11 protein-coding genes are annotated in these 17,253 nt (G+C 61.0%); 3 read left to right on the top strand and 8 right to left on the bottom strand.

The window, feature by feature from the left end; translation table 11 throughout:
* Positions 1–61: 61 nt before the first annotated feature.
* Together KU43P_RS15290 and KU43P_RS15285 are read right to left on the bottom strand one after the other, a co-directional pair.
* Positions 62–2,224 carry an acetate--CoA ligase family protein gene (locus tag KU43P_RS15290; protein WP_317658207.1) on the bottom strand — a complete coding sequence of 721 codons (2,163 nt, stop codon included), beginning with the start codon at positions 2,222–2,224 and terminating at the stop codon, positions 62–64.
* A 41-nt stretch (positions 2,225–2,265) separates the two neighbouring features.
* Positions 2,266–3,420: an acyl-CoA dehydrogenase family protein gene (locus KU43P_RS15285; protein WP_317658206.1), complete on the bottom strand. Its 1,155-nt coding sequence runs from the start codon at positions 3,418–3,420 to the stop codon at positions 2,266–2,268.
* A gap of 159 nt (positions 3,421–3,579) precedes the next feature.
* Here KU43P_RS15285 and KU43P_RS15280 point away from each other — a divergent pair, with 159 nt between their 5' ends.
* Positions 3,580–4,419, top strand: coding sequence for an IclR family transcriptional regulator (locus tag KU43P_RS15280; RefSeq protein WP_317658205.1), 840 nt, complete (start codon positions 3,580–3,582; stop codon positions 4,417–4,419).
* A 58-nt stretch (positions 4,420–4,477) separates the two neighbouring features.
* Here KU43P_RS15280 and KU43P_RS15275 read toward each other — a convergent pair whose 3' ends face one another.
* From KU43P_RS15275 to KU43P_RS15265, 3 genes are read right to left on the bottom strand one after another with little or no spacing between them, the layout of a single operon-like run.
* Positions 4,478–5,923 (bottom strand): coniferyl aldehyde dehydrogenase, encoded by a 1,446-nt coding sequence (locus KU43P_RS15275; RefSeq protein ID WP_411567217.1) that lies wholly within the window; start codon positions 5,921–5,923, stop codon positions 4,478–4,480.
* On the bottom strand, positions 5,920–7,542 hold the full coding sequence (locus KU43P_RS15270) for a GMC family oxidoreductase (RefSeq protein WP_317658203.1): 1,623 nt from the start codon (positions 7,540–7,542) through the stop codon (positions 5,920–5,922). Before KU43P_RS15270 ends, KU43P_RS15275 begins: the two co-directional genes overlap by 4 nt.
* Positions 7,543–7,571: 29 nt before the next feature.
* A complete protein-coding gene (locus KU43P_RS15265) occupies positions 7,572–8,261 on the bottom strand; it encodes an OmpW/AlkL family protein (RefSeq protein WP_317658202.1) in 690 nt (229 codons plus the stop codon).
* Positions 8,262–8,396: 135 nt separating this feature from the next.
* On the opposite strand from KU43P_RS15265, the gene KU43P_RS15260 reads away from it, so the two are divergent.
* Positions 8,397–9,446, top strand: a complete 1,050-nt coding sequence (locus tag KU43P_RS15260) for an AraC family transcriptional regulator (protein ID WP_317658201.1) — start codon at positions 8,397–8,399, stop codon at positions 9,444–9,446.
* Between the two features lie 169 nt (positions 9,447–9,615).
* Here the strand turns inward: KU43P_RS15260 and KU43P_RS15255 are convergent, their stop codons facing one another.
* On the bottom strand, positions 9,616–11,463 hold the full coding sequence (locus KU43P_RS15255; protein ID WP_317658200.1) for an alkyl/aryl-sulfatase: 1,848 nt from the start codon (positions 11,461–11,463) through the stop codon (positions 9,616–9,618).
* A gap of 725 nt (positions 11,464–12,188) precedes the next feature.
* Between KU43P_RS15255 and KU43P_RS15250 the strand changes: the two genes are divergently transcribed.
* Positions 12,189–14,018, top strand: coding sequence for a diguanylate cyclase domain-containing protein (locus KU43P_RS15250; protein ID WP_317658199.1), 1,830 nt, complete (start codon positions 12,189–12,191; stop codon positions 14,016–14,018).
* Positions 14,019–14,067: 49 nt separating this feature from the next.
* Here the strand turns inward: KU43P_RS15250 and KU43P_RS15245 are convergent, their stop codons facing one another.
* Positions 14,068–15,024: an AraC family transcriptional regulator gene (locus tag KU43P_RS15245; protein ID WP_317658198.1), complete on the bottom strand. Its 957-nt coding sequence runs from the start codon at positions 15,022–15,024 to the stop codon at positions 14,068–14,070.
* Between the two features lie 132 nt (positions 15,025–15,156).
* Positions 15,157–17,241 (bottom strand): hydantoinase/oxoprolinase family protein, encoded by a 2,085-nt coding sequence (locus KU43P_RS15240; protein WP_317658197.1) that lies wholly within the window; start codon positions 17,239–17,241, stop codon positions 15,157–15,159.
* Positions 17,242–17,253: the final 12 nt, after the last annotated feature.

Below are 17,253 nucleotides of genomic sequence, written 5' to 3'. Positions count from 1 at the left end.
AAAGTCATGACAAATGACGGCCGCCACACGCGGCCTACGGGGCAAAGGGCGGTCGCTTTCATCAGCCGACGAATGCCTGCTCCGCTGCCGCAGAAGGCTGATGTGCAGACGGTCGCGGCTTGATCAGCGCATCACCGGCTTTCACACCCTTCCCAGCGCTCATCACGAACAGCGGGTTGATATCCAGCTCCTGAACCGAATCCTTCAGGTCGATGGCCAGTGCCGAGAGGCGCATCAAGGTATCGACCAATGCTTCCAGGTCAGCCTTGGGGCGGCCGCGTGCGCCATCAAGGATGGCAAAGGCGCGCAACTCGCGGACCATCGAATGCGCTTGCGAGCGGGTAATCGGCGCAAGGCGGAAGCTTACGTCCTTCCACACTTCGGCGAAGATGCCGCCGAATCCGACCATGACCGCTGGGCCGAACAGTGGATCATTATTGATGCCCAGTATCATCTCGATACCGTCGCTCACCATTTCCTGGACCAGCACGCCGTCCACGCCTGCCTTGGCATTGTGGGCAGCGGCATTGGCGATGATCTGCTGGTAGGACGCTGCGACTTCAGCATCACCCTGAACCCCGATCAGCACTCCACCTGCTTCCGTCTTGTGCGGGATGTCGGACGATTGAACTTTAAGCGCCACGGGGCCGTGTATTGCCCAGGCAATACGTACCGCCTCGGCAGGATTGGTTGCAAGGCCTTCGCGGGTAACGCCGATGCCGTAAGCGGCCAGGAGTTTCTTGGCCTCGAACTCGGTCAAGTCGGCATGGCGCCCCTGTAGCGCAGCCCGTGCTTCGGCCTTGTGGAGCACCAGCGCAGGCTCCTTCAGTTCGTCGGCGATCTGCTTGCGGGCCTGGGTGAATGCCCAGAGCGCGCTGGCACCGCGCGCGCAGCGAACCGGCGACTGATAGCGCGGGATGCCGGCCGTGTCGAGAATGTTGTACGCCTCTTTGACCATGGCAGGGTCGGCGTTCCAGGCAACCAGGATGGGAATGGCGCGGGTTCTGGAAATGCGCACGATCTCCTCGGCCAGCTCAGTCGCCAGCTTGCCACTGGCGGCGGCCAAGGCGAGGCCGATCATGTCGACATGCGGATCGTCAGCCAAGGCTTCCAGGGTGACCCGCAGCAGATTGGCATCGTTGAGCAGGCTGGCCGTGACATCGAGTGGATTGGCTACGGCGGCAAAGGAGGGCAGCACCGTCTGCAGGGCAGCCACCGTATGCGCTGACAGCTCTGGCATGGCCAGGTTGCCTTCGGCAGCACTATCGGCCATGGCGATACCGGCACCACCGGAAATGGTGACGATGGCCAGGCGGTTGCCTTTGGGCAGGCGTCTGGATAGCAAGGCCTTGCCGCAATCGGCCAGGTCGCCGACATCCTTGACTTCGATGATGCCGCTCTGGCGGAAAGCGGCTCGGTACAATGCCATCGCTCCCCCCAGGTTGGCGGTGTGGGAGGCTGCAGCCTTGGCGCCCGCTTCGGAAGTGCCGACCTTCCATATCAGCAGGGGTTTGCCGGCCATCAGTGCCCGACGGGCTATCGGCAGCAGGCGCTGCGCATCCTGAAACCCTTCGACGTAACCTGCGATGACGTGGGTGTCAGGGTCGTCGATCATCGCGTCCATGAAGTCCAGAGAAGTCGTGACCGACTCGTTGCCGGTGGACACGTAGTGACGAAAGCCGATGCCTTCCTGGCTTGCCAGCATCATGATGGAATTGCCGAAAGCACCGCTCTGGGACGTGAGGCTCAGGTGGCCCTTGGGGTAGGTGAGGCCATACGGGGCACCAAAGCCGACATGGATGCCGTCGCTGACGTTCATGTAGCCCTGGCAGTTAGGGCCAGTCACTTGCATGCCGAAGCGGTGGGCAATGGCCGTGATTTCTCGCTGGGCCCGGGCACCGTCTTCACCCGCTTCGGCAAAGCCGGAGGAGAGAATCACGGCATGGCGACAGCCTTTTTTTCCCAACTCGTCGAGTACACCGGCGACCCGCTGGGCGCCGACGGCGATCACTGCGACATCGGGCGTCTCGGGCAGGGCTGCGACATCCGGGTAGCAGACAATGCCTGCCACTTCGGTGTAGCGGGGGTTGACCGGCAGAATCTGCCCGGCAAAGCCTTTTGCCAGCAGGTGGGCGATGGGTTGCCCGCTGATCGAAGCCAGGTCTTGGGAGGCGCCAATCACGGCAAGAGTACGCGGGTTGAAGAAGTGCTCGAAACGGGACATGGGGCGTTCCTGTGTCAAAGAGAAGTAGGTGCGTACCCGACTCAGCGGTGGGCAGCCAGTACCTGCCTGGCAATGTTCAGCTGGTGGATCTGGCTGGTGCCTTCATAGAGGCGGAACAGCCTGACATCCCGGTACCAGCGTTCGATCGCGGCGTGGTCGGCGATGTATCCGGCGCCGCCGAACATCTGTACGCAGCGGTCGGCAACCCGCCCGCACATTTCCGTGGCGTAGTACTTGCACATGGACGCTTCGAGCACCACGTCCTCGCCGCGGTCACGCTTGCGCGCGGTTTCGAGGATCATCGCGCGCGCCGCAAAGATCTCGGTCTGGCAGTCCGCGATCATGGCCTGGACCAGCTGCATGTTTGCCACCGGCTGGCCAAATTGCACACGCCTGCTGGTGTGCTCGATGGCCATGTGCAGCATGCGCATGGCCGGGCCGGTCGACAGCGCGGCGAGGTGGATACGTTGCTTGTTGAGGGTCTTCATCACGGTCTTGAAGCCCCTGCCTTCCACACCGCCCAGCAGGTTTGCCGCCGGGACCCGGCAGTTGTCGAAATAGACCGCGCTGACCGGCGAACCTGCCTGGCCCATCTTGCGGTAGGGTGCGCCAGTGCTGAGGCCAGGGGTGGTCCGTTCGACGATGAAGGTCGAAACACCGTTGGCACCCTGGCTGCCGGGCTCGGTCCGGGCGGTAACGGTGAAGACGTCGGCGAGGGGTGCGTTGGTGATGTAGCACTTCTCACCGTTGAGGATGTAGCTGTCGCCGTCTCGACGTGCGCTGGTGAGCACGTGGGTGGCTTCGGAACCTGCCTCGGGCTCGGTGACGGCCAGGCAGCCAGTCCATTCACCGCTTGCCAGGCGCGGCAGGTAAAGCCTTTTTTGCGCGTCGGTGCCATCGGCCACGATGCCTTCCGAACCGATGCCAGTGTTGGTGCCTACGCGCGCTCGGAACGCAACCGAACACTGTGATAGCTCGAGAGCAGCCAGCACCAGCTCCTCGGTGGTCAGGCCGGCGCCGCCGAATGTTTCGGGAATGCTCCAGCCGAAGAAACCGTTGTCGCGCATATGCTGGACGAGCGCCGGCGGTATTTCGTCGTGCTGTTCGACCTGCGACTCCAGAGGTATGGCCTTGTCGATCACGAACTGGCGGATGCCTGCCAGTAAGACTTCAAGTGCCTGCTGATCTCTGATCATGGTTGCCTCCTGTCTTGTTTTTATGAGGTATGCACGAGCATATGGCGGTCTATCCGATCTTCGGGCAAGCACTGTTCGGCTCTGCGGAACATGGTTTGAATAATTGGAACGCCAGTGTCACGCTAGCGCTGGTTCTTGGTTGGGAGGTGGAAAATGGCAATGGATGACAGGTCGCCTCAAGGCGGATCGGAAGACTGGCATTCGCCGGCCAGGCATTATCTGGTGGAGGAGTTCGCCGATGATCGGCAGTTTGCCGCGACCCTGGCCCGGGGGCTGGAGTTGCTGCATTGTTTCAGCGCGCGCGATACTCAGCTGGGCAATGCCGAACTGTCTGCGCGTACCGGCATGCCCAAAGCAACGATCTCGCGGTTCACCTACACGCTGGTGCGTCTGGGCTATCTGCGTATCAACCGCCTGAACAACAAGTACCAGTTGGGGTCGGCAGTGCTGTCCCTGGGTTACCCGTTGCTGGCGAGCCTCAACATCCGGCAGATTGCGCGGCCGTTCATGAAGGAGCTGGCGGACCATATTCGTGGCTCCGTGTCGCTGGGCATGCGCGACAGGCTCAATGTGGTGTACCTGGAAAGCAGCCGTAGCTCGGCCCCCATGAGCCACCCGCCGGATGTCGGCCTGAGCTACCCGGTGGCGCGCACGGCGATGGGTCGGGCATTCCTGGCGGGAGCCTCGCGCGAAGAACGAACGGCTTTGCTGAACGAAATCAAGGTTCGAACGCCAGAGGACTGGGTGGCGTTCCAGGGGCGAATCGAACAAAGCATTCAAGACGTTCAAACGCGTGGTTTTTCGGTTTCCTACGGTGACCTGCGGCGAGAAATTCACGCGGTTGCGGTACCGATGCGGCGGATGGCCGATGGCGAGATCCTGGTGTTCAACTGTGGGGTGTCGGCGTTTCTGCTCAACGAAGGGCAACTGGAAAACGACATAGGCCCGCGCCTGGTATCGATGGTGCGCAGCATCGAAGCAATGATGGGGATCTACTGATCAATACCTGAGGGCGGGTTAGCGCCTCGCCCGAGGCGCCAACCCGCCCTGTGCCAGCCTAGTCTTGCTCTCCCTTGCCAAGATAGAACCGCACTACCAGGCGCTGAAGCCAGCGGCCATAGGGCGGATGAAACAGTTGGGTCGGGAACCAGCGCTGGCGCTTGAGCACCGACTTGCCATGGGACAATGCGCGAAAACCTTCCTCGCCATGGTAGGAGCCCATCCCGGAGTTGCCCACGCCACCAAACGGCAGGTCGTGCTGAAACACATGCCAGGCCCAGTCGTCCAGGGTCACGCCGCCACTGTGGGTGTGCTTGAGCAGGCGCTCGGTTTGCCCTGCGTCCATCCCGAAAGGGTAGAGCGCGAGGGGCCTGGGGCGGGCCTGGATATAGGCGATCGCCTGGTCCAGGTCACGGTATTCGATGATGGGCAACAGTGGCCCGAACAGTTCTTCCTGGGCCACCCGCATTTCATCGCTTACTCCGGTGATCACCTGCAAGGGCAGGCGTCTTGGTGAGTCGCTCGAGCTGCGACAACTGTGCACTGTCGCGCCCTTGGCCCGGGCATCGGCGAGCAGTGCCTGCAAGCGCTGGGCATGGCGCTCGCTGATGATGCTGGTGTAGTCGGCACTTGTGGCTGGGTCCGGGTACAGCCGTTCGAACGCTTGCGTCACGGCTTCGGCGAACAGCGCTGCCTTGCCTTCGGGGACCAGTATGTAATCCGGCGCGACGCACACCTGGCCGGCGTTGAAACCTTTGCCATGGGCTATGCGCAAGGCCGCATCCGCAAGATCGGCGTCCTCACCGAGCAGCGCCGGCGACTTGCCACCCAGTTCAAGGGTTACCGGCACCAGATGTTCGGCGGCGGCGCGCATCACATGATGGCCGACTTGCGGCGCACCGGTGAACACCAGGTGATCCAGCGCCATCCCGGTGAACGCCTGCGCTGAGGCCAACTCGCCGCCGAATACCGCTACATGATCCTCGTCGAACACTTCGGCGAGCAAGGCCTGCAATACCTTGCGGCTGTGGGGTGCGAACTCCGATACCTTGATCATCGCTCTGTTGCCCGCCGCCAGGGCTGTGATCAACGGCCCCAGGGTCAGGTACAGGGGGAAGTTCCAGGTGCCGACGATGCCTATCACGCCTTTGGGCTGGTATTCGACCCAGGCACGGTTGCCCAGGAACAGCAGTTCGGTCTTGCGCCGCTGAGGCTTCATCCACCGCCGTAGATGGGCAATCGCATGACGGGCGTGCAATACCGGCCCGAGCACTTCGATCTGCAAGGTTTCGAACGCGGCGCGGCCAGCGAAGTCGGCATCCAGCGCGGCGACGATAGCTTGCTGGTAACGCCGGATGGCGCCGACCAGGCGCTTGAGGTGCTGCACACGCGCCTTGAACGGTACATATGGCTGCGCGTTGAACGCCTCCCGCTGGCGCTGCAGCACCCGTTGCATGTGTTCGATTTCGGCCGTGTCGCTTGTGTGTGCCATACCGTTCATCATTTCCCCTCCAGGCGGCTGCGCAGCAGCATGTCGGCGGCTTTCTCGGCAATCATGATGCTGGGTGCATTGGTATTGCCGCCGATCAGCGTGGGCATGATCGAGGCGTCTGCCACGCGCAGGCCGGTGATGCCATGCACGCGCAGTTGGTCATCCACCACCGCCAGAGGGTCGTGGCCCATCTTGCAGGTACCTACCGGGTGGTACTGGGTGTCAGCGCGATTGCGGATGTCCTGTTCCACGGCCTTACGGTCGTGTTGAAGCAGGGGATACAAAGGCTTTCCACGATAGGGTGCCAGAGGCGTGGCTTCGAGGATGGCGCGTTGTATGTCGGCGCCGCGCATAAGTACTTCCAGATCCTGTACCGCGCTGAAGAAGCGCGGGTCGATCAGCGGTGGCGCCAGCGGGTCGGCACTGGCAAGCCGGACGGTACCACGGCTTTTCGGGCGCAGCAGGGTCAGGTGGCAACTGAAGCCGTGACCCAGGCGTAGATTGCGCGCGTGGTTATCGACGATGGCCGGCACGAAGATCAGCTGCAGGTCGGGGGCGTCCAAAGCCGGTTGGCTCTTGAAGAATGCCCCCGATTCGGCGAATGGCGAGGTCACCAGGCCCTTGCGCTCGCGCTTCCACTGGATCATGGCGTTGAGCATTTTCAGGCTGAAAGTGGGTGAGCAGCCAAAGGTGTTGGTTTTATCGGGGCTGCGGTAAGTGAACACATAGTCGATATGGTCCTGAAGGTTTTCGCCTACCCCCGGCAGTTCATGGATGACGGCGATGCCATGCTTGTGCAGTTCTTCGCGCGGGCCGATACCCGAGAGCATCAGCAATTGCGGCGAACCGAAACTGCCTGCGCTCAGGACCACTTCGTGCCGAGCCTTGAGAACGATGCGTTCGCTGCCTTGGCGCAGTTGCACGCCCGTGGCACGTGCAGATTCCACCAGCACGCGCTCGACGACAGCACCTGTCAGTACCCTGAGGTTGTGGCGGTGCATGTTGGGCGTGAGGAATGCCTTGGCGGCGCTGCAGCGCTCGCCATTGCGCTGAGTGACCTGATACATGAACGCGCCTTCCTGATGGGCGCCGTTGTAGTCCGGCGTGCGCGGGATGCCATTGATTTCGGCAGCCTGGATGAAGGCGGCGTTCAGGGCGCTCGGGCAACTCACCTCAACCACGCTGAGCGGGCCGTCCTGGCCATGATAGGCATCATCCAAACGTTGGTTTTGCTCGGACTTGATGAAATACGGTAGTACCTCTTCATACGACCAACCCCGGTTACCCAGCGCGGCCCATTGGTCGTAGTCCTGACGGTGCCCGCGCACGTAAAGCATGGCGTTGATCGAGCTGGAACCGCCGAGTGTCTTGCCTCGCGGCTGATAGCCGCGACGCCCGTTCAGGCCGGGCTGTGGTTCGGTCTGAAAGGCCCAGTTGTTGATGCGCGTCGGCAACATGGCCACCACCCCCACAGGCGCGTGGATCAATACGCTTTTGTCGCTGCCGCCAGCTTCGATCAGGCAGACGCTGATGGCAGGATCCTCGCTTAACCGGCTGGCAATCACACAACCAGCCGAACCACCGCCAATCACGATGTAGTCGAACGTAGCGTTCATTTTTTCAGTGCTCATGTCTGGGCTCCGTAGGTATTGCGGCAAGTTCAGAAGCGGTAGCCAACGGTGAACGAGTAGACGTCAGGGTCTGCTTCAACATCGATCTTGCGCTTGACCTCGCCCAAGCCAGGGGTCTGGGTCTTGATGGTGGCAGTGGTATCGATCCAGTAGCGCGAATAGGAAAATCCGGCGCTCCAGTTGTCGGCCAGCGGAATCTCTACGCCGACCTTGGCCACGGCGCCGAATGAGTCGTCCAGCCTGGAGGTACTGGAGGTCCCGCCGAACGCTGTGTTGTAGGCAGCGGTCATCTTCTCTTCGCTGAACCAGGTGTAGTTGACCCCCAGCGCGACATAGGGCTGCACGCCAAACAGTTCGAAGTTGTAGGCGATCAGCACGGCAGGGAACCAAGCGCGAGCGCTGCCCACCTTACCCAGCGGCTGGGCGGTTCCAGCACCATCGAAGTCGATGACAGGCGGTGCACCGGTCTGCAGCACCAGAGACCAGGGGCCACCCAGTCTTCGTTCGTAGATCAGTGCCAAGGTGCCGGTGTCACGCACAGTGGCCTGAACATGTTCAGGGGTCGTGCCAGGCATGCCGGTCATATCGCCCGAGTCTGTGTTGAACTGAATGTCGGCATAGCCAATACGCACGATGTTCAAGGGGGCGTCGCCGGCCAAGACCGGCAGCGGCGTCAGCGGTAGGAACATGGCGAGGGCAGGGGCGAACAGTCTTCTCATGACAACCTCGTGTCTTATTATTTTTCTTGGGTGAATCAACGAGGCTAAAGATGCAACGCAGGGTTGAACGGCGGGAGGTTGTAAAGTGCCAGTGAGGGGGTTAATTTCTGCCAATGCGGGAATGGAGGTCTTTGGATGACCCAGTTGATCGTTGGGAGCTATGGCACTGCCATGGATGTTGCGCAACACAACATGCTTGGGCTTCCGGCCCTGGTAGCCGAACTGCAGGCTCAGGGCATCGATGCCCAGGGATTGTTGGAGGGTACCGAGTTATCGCCGGAACAGATGATCGATCCGGCTACTCGGATTTCTCATCGGCAGAAGCTGGTGGTGTTTGCCAACATGCAGCGCTTGATGCGCCACTGCGACAGTGGTCTGAGGGCGGGTGCCAGGCAGCGCCTGAGCGACTTCGGAATATTCGGCTACGCCCTGGTCAGCAGCGAGAACTTCGGCCAGGCCGTCGAGTTCGGCATCAGGCACATCCGCTTGCTAGGGCCGATCTTCCAGAAGTCGTTCCGACTGGAAGGAGACGAGGGCGTATTCATTGGTCAAGGCTTCTTTGCCTTGGGCGAGTTGATGCCACTGGCGACCGAATTCTGGTTCGCCTCGATCCATTCTCTGGTTCAGTGCGTGCTGGAAAAGCCCTTTCCATCTCGGCGGTTGCTACTGCCTTACCCGGCGCCTGATCATTGGCAATCTTATGAAGCGTTCTTCAATTGCCCAGTGGAATTCGACAGCCCGGTCATGGAGTGGCGTTTCGACGCGAGTGTGCTGCAGCTTCCTTGCCCGAACGCCAACCCGATCACATCGGCGATGAGCATGGGATTTTGTCAGCAACTGGTGGCCAACCTGCCGGACGAGTCCGATTTGATCGAATCGGTGCGCATGGCCTGCCTAAGTCGCAACGGACGTTTTCCGGGGGTAGAAGTGGTTGCGCGCAGTTTGGGTATGTCGACGCGTACCTTGCACCGGCGGTTGGCAGAGTACCAGCGCACCTACCAGAGTGTGCTGGATGAAGTTCGCTGCGCCTTGGCGATCGAGTTCTTGCAGCAAAGCGATATGCCCATGGATGACTTGGCTGCCCAGGTTGGTTTTTCCGAGGCGGCCAATTTCCGCAAAGCGTTTCGCAAATGGACCGGTCGGTCGCCGGGGGAAGTTCGCAAGGCAATGCGTAACGCCACCTGAGAACACGCCGTGCAGAAAGGCATTCTGTTGTCCGGGCTTTATGATGTACAGGGCATGATGAGTTGATCTTGACCTGAGCCGTAGACCCCGTAGCCTTCGCCCCTTGAACGTGGCAAGGCCTCCTTGAAGATCAGAAGGCCGGCCACCGTCCGTTAACGCCAGAGCGCCATCAAGGCGTGACGATTGGGAACCAGAAGTCGAAGTTGTCCATGTAGCTCATCAGCTCTTCGAGTTTGGCTTCGGCACCATCCACCTTCACTGCACCTGAAGAAATCGCATCCTTGAGGGTGGTTTCCTTGAGCATCAGCTTGTTCAAGGTGTCGCGAGTCAACGTTATCTTGGCATCGGCGTCCTTCGCCTGCAGGCCTTCGGTATGGTTGAGCACGCCGTTGACCATCTCCAGTGCGTACTGCTGTTTCAGGTCGGTGAAATCGAAGTTCAAGGTGATGTGCTTATCCTCGACCTCAGGCCCTTTCAGGCGCATGGCCAGATAGTCGAAGAACAGGTCAAGGTCCATGGCCTTGACGGTATCGGGGCTGGCGGTGTCTGGCGTCGGCAACTGCTCGACCCCCTCACGCAGTTCCTTGGCTCCGGTCAGGTAGAAGTTGCGCCAAGGGCCGCTTTCGGCCTGGTAGCCCAGTTGCTCCAGCGCGTCGGCTTGCAAGTTCTTCGCCGCCTGGTTGTTCGGGTCGGCAAAGACCACTTTGTTGACCACCTCGGCTACCCAGCGGAAATCACCCTTGTCGTAGTATTCCTTGGCCTTCTTGAGCACGGCATCTGCGCCACCCATCATGTCCACGTAACGCTTGGATTGCTCTTGCGGCGGCAGCTCCCACAAGGTAGCCGGGTTGCCGATGAACCAGCCCAGGTACAGCACGTAGGTGGCCTTCACGTTGTGGTTGAGCGAGCCATAGTAGCCACGGTTGGAGAAGCGCTGAGCGATACCCTTGGGCAGTTTCACCTGCTCGGCGATCTCGGTCATCGTGTAGCCTTTGTTCGCCAAGCGCAGGGTTTCGTCGTTGATGTAACGGTACATGTCACGCTGCGACGAAAGCTGCTCCTTGACCTCTTTGTTGCCCCAGACCGGCCAGTGGTGCATGGCGTACATCACCTGCACGTCATCACCCCACATTTTCAAGGCTTCGTTGAGGTATTTGGACCACGGCAGCGGTTCGCGAATCTTGGCGCCACGCAGCGAATAGGTGTTGTGCAGGGTATGGGTCGAGTCTTCGGCAGTGTTGAGCGCTTTCTTCTCGTGGATGTAGTACAGCATCTCGGCCGGCGCCTCACTGCCTGGCGCGTACAGGAACTCATAGGTAAGACCGTCGATGGTGCGCTTCTCGCCGGTCTTCTCGATGATGTCGGTCGGTGGGATGAGGGTTACGGTACCAGCGGAAGTGGTGGTCCCCAGGCCGGCGCCCAGCTGGCCGGTTTCATTCGGTGGCAGCAAGTTGCCGTACATGTAGCTGGCACGGCGGCTCATCGCGGTACCGGCCATCACGTTCTCGGCCACGGCATGCTCCAGGAAGCCTTTGGGTGCATATACCTTGACCTTGCCAGACTTGACGTCCTCTTCGTTGATCACGCCGCGAACGCCGCCGTAGTGGTCCACGTGGCTGTGCGTGTAGATCACGGCTACAACGGGCTTTTTCGGCCGGTGCTTGTAGTACAGGTCAAGCGCGGCTTTGGCAGTTTCGCTGGAGATCAGCGGGTCGAAGATCGTGATACCTTCCTTGCCCTCGACAATCGTCATGTTGGACAGGTCGTAGTTACGCACCTGGTAGATGCCGTCGGTGACCTCGAACAGCCCGGAAATGTTGATCAGCTGCGATTGGCGCCACAGGCTGGGGTTGGTGGAAGCAGGGGCGGCTTCACCTTCCTTGATGAATCCGTACTTGTTCGGATCCCAGATCATGTTGCCGTTTGGGCCTTTGATCGGCTCGGAGGGCAGGGGCGCGATGAAGCCTTTGTGCGCCAGCTCGAAAGAGGTCTTGTCGTTGAAAGGCAGCTCTTTCAACAAGGCATCGTTGGCGGCCTTGGTGGCATCTGTTGCCGGTTAGGGGGATTCCGCCGCCCAAGCTTGCGTGGTGATAGAGAGGGCACTGGCTAAAAGGAATGAAGCGCTTAATTTCCAGAGTCCGGAAGGACTGACAGGCGTTCTTTCGAATGTGCTCGGTTTCGCATTCAGCATAACAAGCTCCCTTTGAACGGATGCGCTGTACCGATGGGCAACTGCCAGCGAACGATTTCGTACTGCAATAGCGAGTCGTCACGTCTCAAAGACCAAGTCGGTGTTCACCGCTCTTTTCACGACAGGCCTCAATTACGAACGAGACGTGACTCTACCCGACAGACTTTATACATTAGGCGACATTCTCGACCGTTCAAGTATTAGCTCTAAAATTGGATTGAGCTTTTAGCTGAAACGTAGGGCGTGGCGCTTTAATAGCATTCGCGTGAGATTTCCAGGGCCCTGCCAACAGGCTAGCGATATACGGGAGTTGTGTAACAGGCAGTGAACGCCACCACGGGCGTTTTCTCGTGACTTCATTCCGTTTGGACTAACCTTGCTTCTCGAAAATACTCACAAACGATAATGGGCAGTCATGAAATGTGCATGCGCGCTTATCGGCCGATGTGCTTCATTGGGTAGACGTGCCTTCAGAATGACGTAGCGCAGGCGAGCGCTGCCAAATGTTGATCTAGGGGAGTCAAGATGCTTTCAGCCCTTGTGAGCCGGCCATGAGCCTGCGCAAGAAACTTCTATGTCTGCTTGCGCCGCCGGTGTTTTTGGTGCTGATCTTGATGGGAGGGTGGGGGCATGGCGTGTTGCTCGCACGGCTAGATCAAGAGGACGAGCAGTTGCTCCTGGTCGAAGCTGATCGGTTGCGGGTGATGATGGACATCTTGTTCGAACGCGATGTCGACCGGCTGAGCAATCTCAGTGCGTTGCTACAACGTCCAGGTTTACCGCTCCATTTCGAGACAACCGGTTTTGATTTTCTGGTTCGATCCCGTTCAGACACATTCACGGTTGTGCAACCCTTGCTCAATCGTAGCGACGCTGCGGTGTCGGCATTTCATGCCGTGACCCTCGACAGGTTGCAAGCCGGGATCATTGAACGCCTGAAATTACTTCATTCGGCTGCTGATCCGGCTTCGCATGCCGAACTGATCACTGTGCTGGATGTTCCGATGATCCTCGCCAGTGTAGACACTCCCTCCGGGTATCTAATGGGTGGAACAATCCTTGATGCCGAACGCGTGAGTCAATTGCAACGACAACTAGGCGGCGCGCTTGTTTGGGCGCCACCTGATGACGCTGCTCCTGGATCATCAATCAACACCGACATTAGCCAGATGAGTCTTTCCAAACGGCAATTGCTCGACGCTAGTCGCCAGAGTGTGGACCTGGTTTTTCACGACAGCCTGGGAAAAGCGCAACTCAGCCTACAGCTGGTTCGCGATCGCCACCTTTACCAGGAGGGCCTTCGTCAGTTGAATCTGTTCATGGCGCTATTGGTTGCCAGTCTGATCTTGGCCTGGGTGACAATTCATCTGGGCCTGGAATGGTTTCTGCTGCGCCGTATTCGAAGCATGCACACCGAATTGGCATCCATCGGGCCGGGCAATCCCAACGCTCGATTGCGCGACCGTGGACAAGACGAGCTGGGTGATCTGGGGCATGAGGCTAATCGGACCTTGGACCGCCTGGAACAAAGTGAAGCACGCGATGCCGCGATCCTTGCAGAGATTCAGGAAGGCTACTTCGAGCTCGATGAAGCTGGCCGCTTGCAGTCGATCAATCCTGCTTTTTGTTCCCAGGTCGGGTATTCAGCCGAAAGCTTGTCCGGGATGGCGTTCGCCAACCTGATGGAAAATGATCAGGAGCTGCACAGGATTCTGCATCCCTTGCATGGGCACGAGAGCCCGGCACTCTCGGCTCGCCTGCGGCGCGCTGACGGCAGCGTCGGACATTACCAGGCCCGTATCACCCCTATCGTTGATGGTCAAAACAAGTGCTGCGGATACCGCGGCATTCTGCATGACGTCAGCGCGCATGTGGAATATCAGGATCAGCTGTACGCCATGGCGCACAGTGATGCCTTGACAGGGCTGGGCAACCGCAAAGCGTTCCACCACTATCTGAAAGAGCTTCTTGGCCAGCAACCTCAGCCGCTGACGCTCTTTTTCATCGACCTGGACCGTTTCAAGCAGGTCAACGATACCTTCGGCCATGAAGCGGGTGACGCGTTGCTGGTGTGTCTGGCACGACGTTTGGAGAACGCCGTACGAAAGCCGGATCGTGCCTTTCGCCTGGGGGGGGACGAGTTCACATTGCTCGTGCTGGGGGACAACGTCGAGGATGCCGAACGGCTGGCGAAGCGGCTGCTCGGTGTGTTCAGTGAACCCGTCCAGATGGGGGACGTGACCATCGACTACGTGACACCTAGCATTGGAATTGCTCGTTCACCTTATCACTCAACGGATCCCGCCGAATTGATCAAGGCGGCTGATGCGGCGATGTATGAAGCCAAGCAACACCGCAATGAGTATCACCTGGCCAGCTGAGCACGTCTGTAAATGCTTGCGTGATGATTGCCGAACTTTCACCTTGGGTTCAGTGCCTGCAGGCTGCGCGAACCTCGCTGGCGGTACAGCCGAAGTACTGGCGAAACGCCCGTGTGAACTGCGCCTGGTCGGCAAAACCGCACCGAAATGCCAGCTCGCCGATCGGCAGGCGGCATTGCGGGTCGCGCAACTGTCTGTGCACCGCCTCCAGGCGCTGCTGGCGCACCCATTCGCCTAGGGTATAGGCGGTGCTGGCAAACAGCTTGTGCAGGTAGCGCAGCGAGAGCCCGCAGGCGCTGGCGATGGCCTGGGGTGTCAGCTCGGGGTTGGCGAGGTTCTGCAGCACGTAGTTTTCCACACGGGTCAGATGCAGGGTGCTGAGGTTCGACCCTTCGCTGCCGAGTACGCGTTCGTCTTGCTGTAGCGCCAGCAGCAAGGTGGCCATGGCCTGCTCCAGCAAAAGGTGGCGGGCAGCCTGCGGGTTGGCGTCGAAGTGCCGGGCACACAGGTCTAGCTGCTCGACGAAGACAAGCCCCAGCCCTTGGCTGGCATCGAAGCAATGGCGGGTGTAGCGGCGGTGCCCGCGCAGGTGGCCCTTGAGGGCGCTCTCGGGAAGCTTGAGCACCCACAGGTCGTTTTCGGTCCTGTAATGGAAGCGGTAGGGTGCATCGCCGCGTTCGACGATGAAGCCGCCTGGGCGGCAGCTGTGCTGGTGGCCGTCCTGTTCGAAGTGCACCTCGCTGCGGCTGGGCACTGTAACCAGGTAGAACGCCTCGCGGTCCTGGCCGATCTGCGCCTTGCTGCGCGAATAGCCGAGCTGGCTCGAGCGCAGGCGCGACAGGCTGCACGGTGTGCTGGGCGTGCTCCAGCGCTGCAAGTGGCCATCGAAGGGTTGCTCGGCGGCGAACGCCAGGCTCAAGGGGAAGTAGGTGTCACTGACGGCTTCGGCCCAGCGCGCCTGGCGCTCGGGAGGGGCCCAGCCGTGGGTCGAGATTTCTGTCGGCATCATCGGTCCTTTTTCAAAGAGGGCAGCATTGAAAAAAGGAACTGCAGGCAAGCTACTCAAGCAGCTCTTGTTATTGTGCAAGCCGCCCGGCAGCGCGTGGCTGGCGGGCGGCTGTGTGCGCCGACCACTGTATCAGGCGACGGGTGTCAGCCGGTAGGTCGCCGATGGTTCCAGGCAGGCCTGCCAGCCCGGCGGTACGACGATGTTGGTGGTGTCCTCCTCGATCACGCAAGGGCCGTGCAGTGTTTGCTTCGGTAGCAGGCGATTGCCATTGAACACCGGCGTGGCTTGCCACTCGCCGTCGGCGCTGAAACGCATCGGGCGCTGGCAGTTCGGCACTGCCGCAGGCACCTGGGCCGGGCCTTGCAGCAGCGGCTGGGGCGGGCGTGGCAGGTGGCCGATCACCGAGCATTCCAGGTTCACCAGTTCTACCGGGCTACCCGGCTCACTGTAGGAGTACAGGGTCTGGTGGCGTTGGTGAAACGCCTCGATCAGGGCGCCGAGGCCGGTGCTGTCCAGTGCGTCGCGCTCGAGCTCCACGCTGCATTCGTGGATCTGCCCCGCGTAGCGCATCTCCAGGGTGTAGTGGCAACTGCTGGCCTGATCGCCGAAACCGTCTTCGCGCAGGTTCGCCATGCCCTGCTGGCGCAGTTCGGCCAGTGTGCGGTTGAGCAGCGCCAGGTCGGCGTGCGCCGCGTCCAGGCGCATCGACAGGCTGGTGAGCTGGTCGTAGCGCACATCGGAGAGTATCTGGCCAAAGGCGCACAGGCCCGATGCGACCTTAGGGATCAGCACGGTGCGCATGCCGATTTCCTCGGCCAGCCGCACAACGTGCATGCCCGCCGCGCCACCGGCACCGATCAGGGCGAAGTCACGCGGGTCGTGGCCACGCTCGATGGAGACGCGGCGTATGCCATTGACCATGTTCAGGTTGACCAAGGTGGTAATGCCGAAGGCGGCGCGCTCCACGCTGATGCCCAGCGGCTCGGCGATCTTGCTGCGAATGGCCTCCAGCGCGGCCTGGCGGTTCAGACGGATGCTGCCACCCAGAAGCGCGCCGTCCGGCAGGTAGCCCAGTACCAGGTTGGCATCGGTCACGGTAGGCTCCGTGCCGCCTTTGCCGTAGCACACCGGGCCGGGCGTGGCGCCGGCGCTGCGCGGGCCGACCTGGAGCATGCCCAAGGTGTCGAGCGAGGCAATGGAGCCGCCGCCGGCGCCGAGGGTTTCGACCTGGATCATCGGTACGCCGATCCGTTGGCGCAGGAAATCCACGTCCTTGCTGAAGTTGGTACGCCCGGCGTTGGTCAGGGTGATGTCGAACGAGGTGCCGCCCATGTCCACGGTAATGACATTGTCGATGCCGAACGGCTTAGCCACCGACAGGCCGGCCTGGGGTGCCGAGGCCGGGCCTGAGTTGATCGCGTTGACCGCCCGTTCGCGCATCAGGTGGCCGGGGGCCAGCCCGCCGTTGGATTGGAAGTAGCGCACGGGCTGGTGCGCACCGAGCGCCTCGAACAGCGCATCGATGCGCGCCACGTAGCGGTCCATCACTGGGCTCAGGTACGCGTTGACCACGGTGGTGGAGGTGCGGGTGTATTCGCGAATCTGCGGGAACACTTCGACACCGGTGCAGACGAACACGCCCGGCAGTGCGGCGCGTACCAGCTCGGCGGCGCGTTGCTCGTGGCTGGGGTTACGCACGGACCACAGGAACGAAATGGCCACCGCTTCGACGCCCTCGGCGCGGAAATATTCGATGGCCTGGTGCACGGCCTGTTCGTCCAGCGGGCTGTACTCGCGGCCATCGCCCAGGATCCGCCCACCGATGGGCCGGCGCAGGTGCCGCGGCGCGAGCATGAACGCCGGTGGGTAATGGGCGTCGTAGCGATGGCCCTCTTCCTTGTGGCCCAGGCGGATTTCCAGGCTGTCCTCGTGGCCTTCGGTGCACAGTAGGCCCACCTTGACGCCGGTGCGTTCGATCAACGCGTTGAGCGCCACGGTGGTGCCGTTGATGCACAGGTCGCAGCGGGCGATCACCTCGGCCGGGCTGAGCCCGGTGGCGTCGGCGATCTGCGCCAGCCCGGCGCGGATTGCCAGGGTGCCATCGTGCGGGGTGGACGGCGCCTTGAACAATTGTACGCCGCCGTCACGGTCGGCCAGGATGAAGTCGGTGAAGGTGCCGCCGGCGTCGATGCCCAGGCGATATTGGTTGCGCATGTTGGATCTCCG

Origin of the sequence: Pseudomonas sp. KU43P (assembly GCF_033095865.1) — a bacterium.
Classification (GTDB): Bacteria; Pseudomonadota; Gammaproteobacteria; order Pseudomonadales; family Pseudomonadaceae; genus Aquipseudomonas.
This window is presented reverse-complemented; position numbering and strand designations above follow the sequence as displayed.

Excerpts from the sequence above, each read along its gene's own strand:
- KU43P_RS15290 (WP_317658207.1), bottom strand. The coding sequence starts at position 2,224 with ATGTCCCGTTTCGAGCACTTCTTCAACCCGCGTACTCTTGCCGTGATT.
- KU43P_RS15285 (WP_317658206.1), bottom strand. The coding sequence starts at position 3,420 with ATGATCAGAGATCAGCAGGCACTTGAAGTCTTACTGGCAGGCATCCGC.
- KU43P_RS15280 (WP_317658205.1), top strand. The coding sequence starts at position 3,580 with ATGGATGACAGGTCGCCTCAAGGCGGATCGGAAGACTGGCATTCGCCG.
- KU43P_RS15275 (WP_411567217.1), bottom strand. The coding sequence starts at position 5,923 with ATGATGAACGGTATGGCACACACAAGCGACACGGCCGAAATCGAACAC.
- KU43P_RS15270 (WP_317658203.1), bottom strand. The coding sequence starts at position 7,542 with ATGAGCACTGAAAAAATGAACGCTACGTTCGACTACATCGTGATTGGC.
- KU43P_RS15265 (WP_317658202.1), bottom strand. The coding sequence starts at position 8,261 with ATGAGAAGACTGTTCGCCCCTGCCCTCGCCATGTTCCTACCGCTGACG.
- KU43P_RS15260 (WP_317658201.1), top strand. The coding sequence starts at position 8,397 with ATGACCCAGTTGATCGTTGGGAGCTATGGCACTGCCATGGATGTTGCG.
- KU43P_RS15250 (WP_317658199.1), top strand. The coding sequence starts at position 12,189 with ATGAGCCTGCGCAAGAAACTTCTATGTCTGCTTGCGCCGCCGGTGTTT.
- KU43P_RS15245 (WP_317658198.1), bottom strand. The coding sequence starts at position 15,024 with ATGCCGACAGAAATCTCGACCCACGGCTGGGCCCCTCCCGAGCGCCAG.
- KU43P_RS15240 (WP_317658197.1), bottom strand. The coding sequence starts at position 17,241 with ATGCGCAACCAATATCGCCTGGGCATCGACGCCGGCGGCACCTTCACC.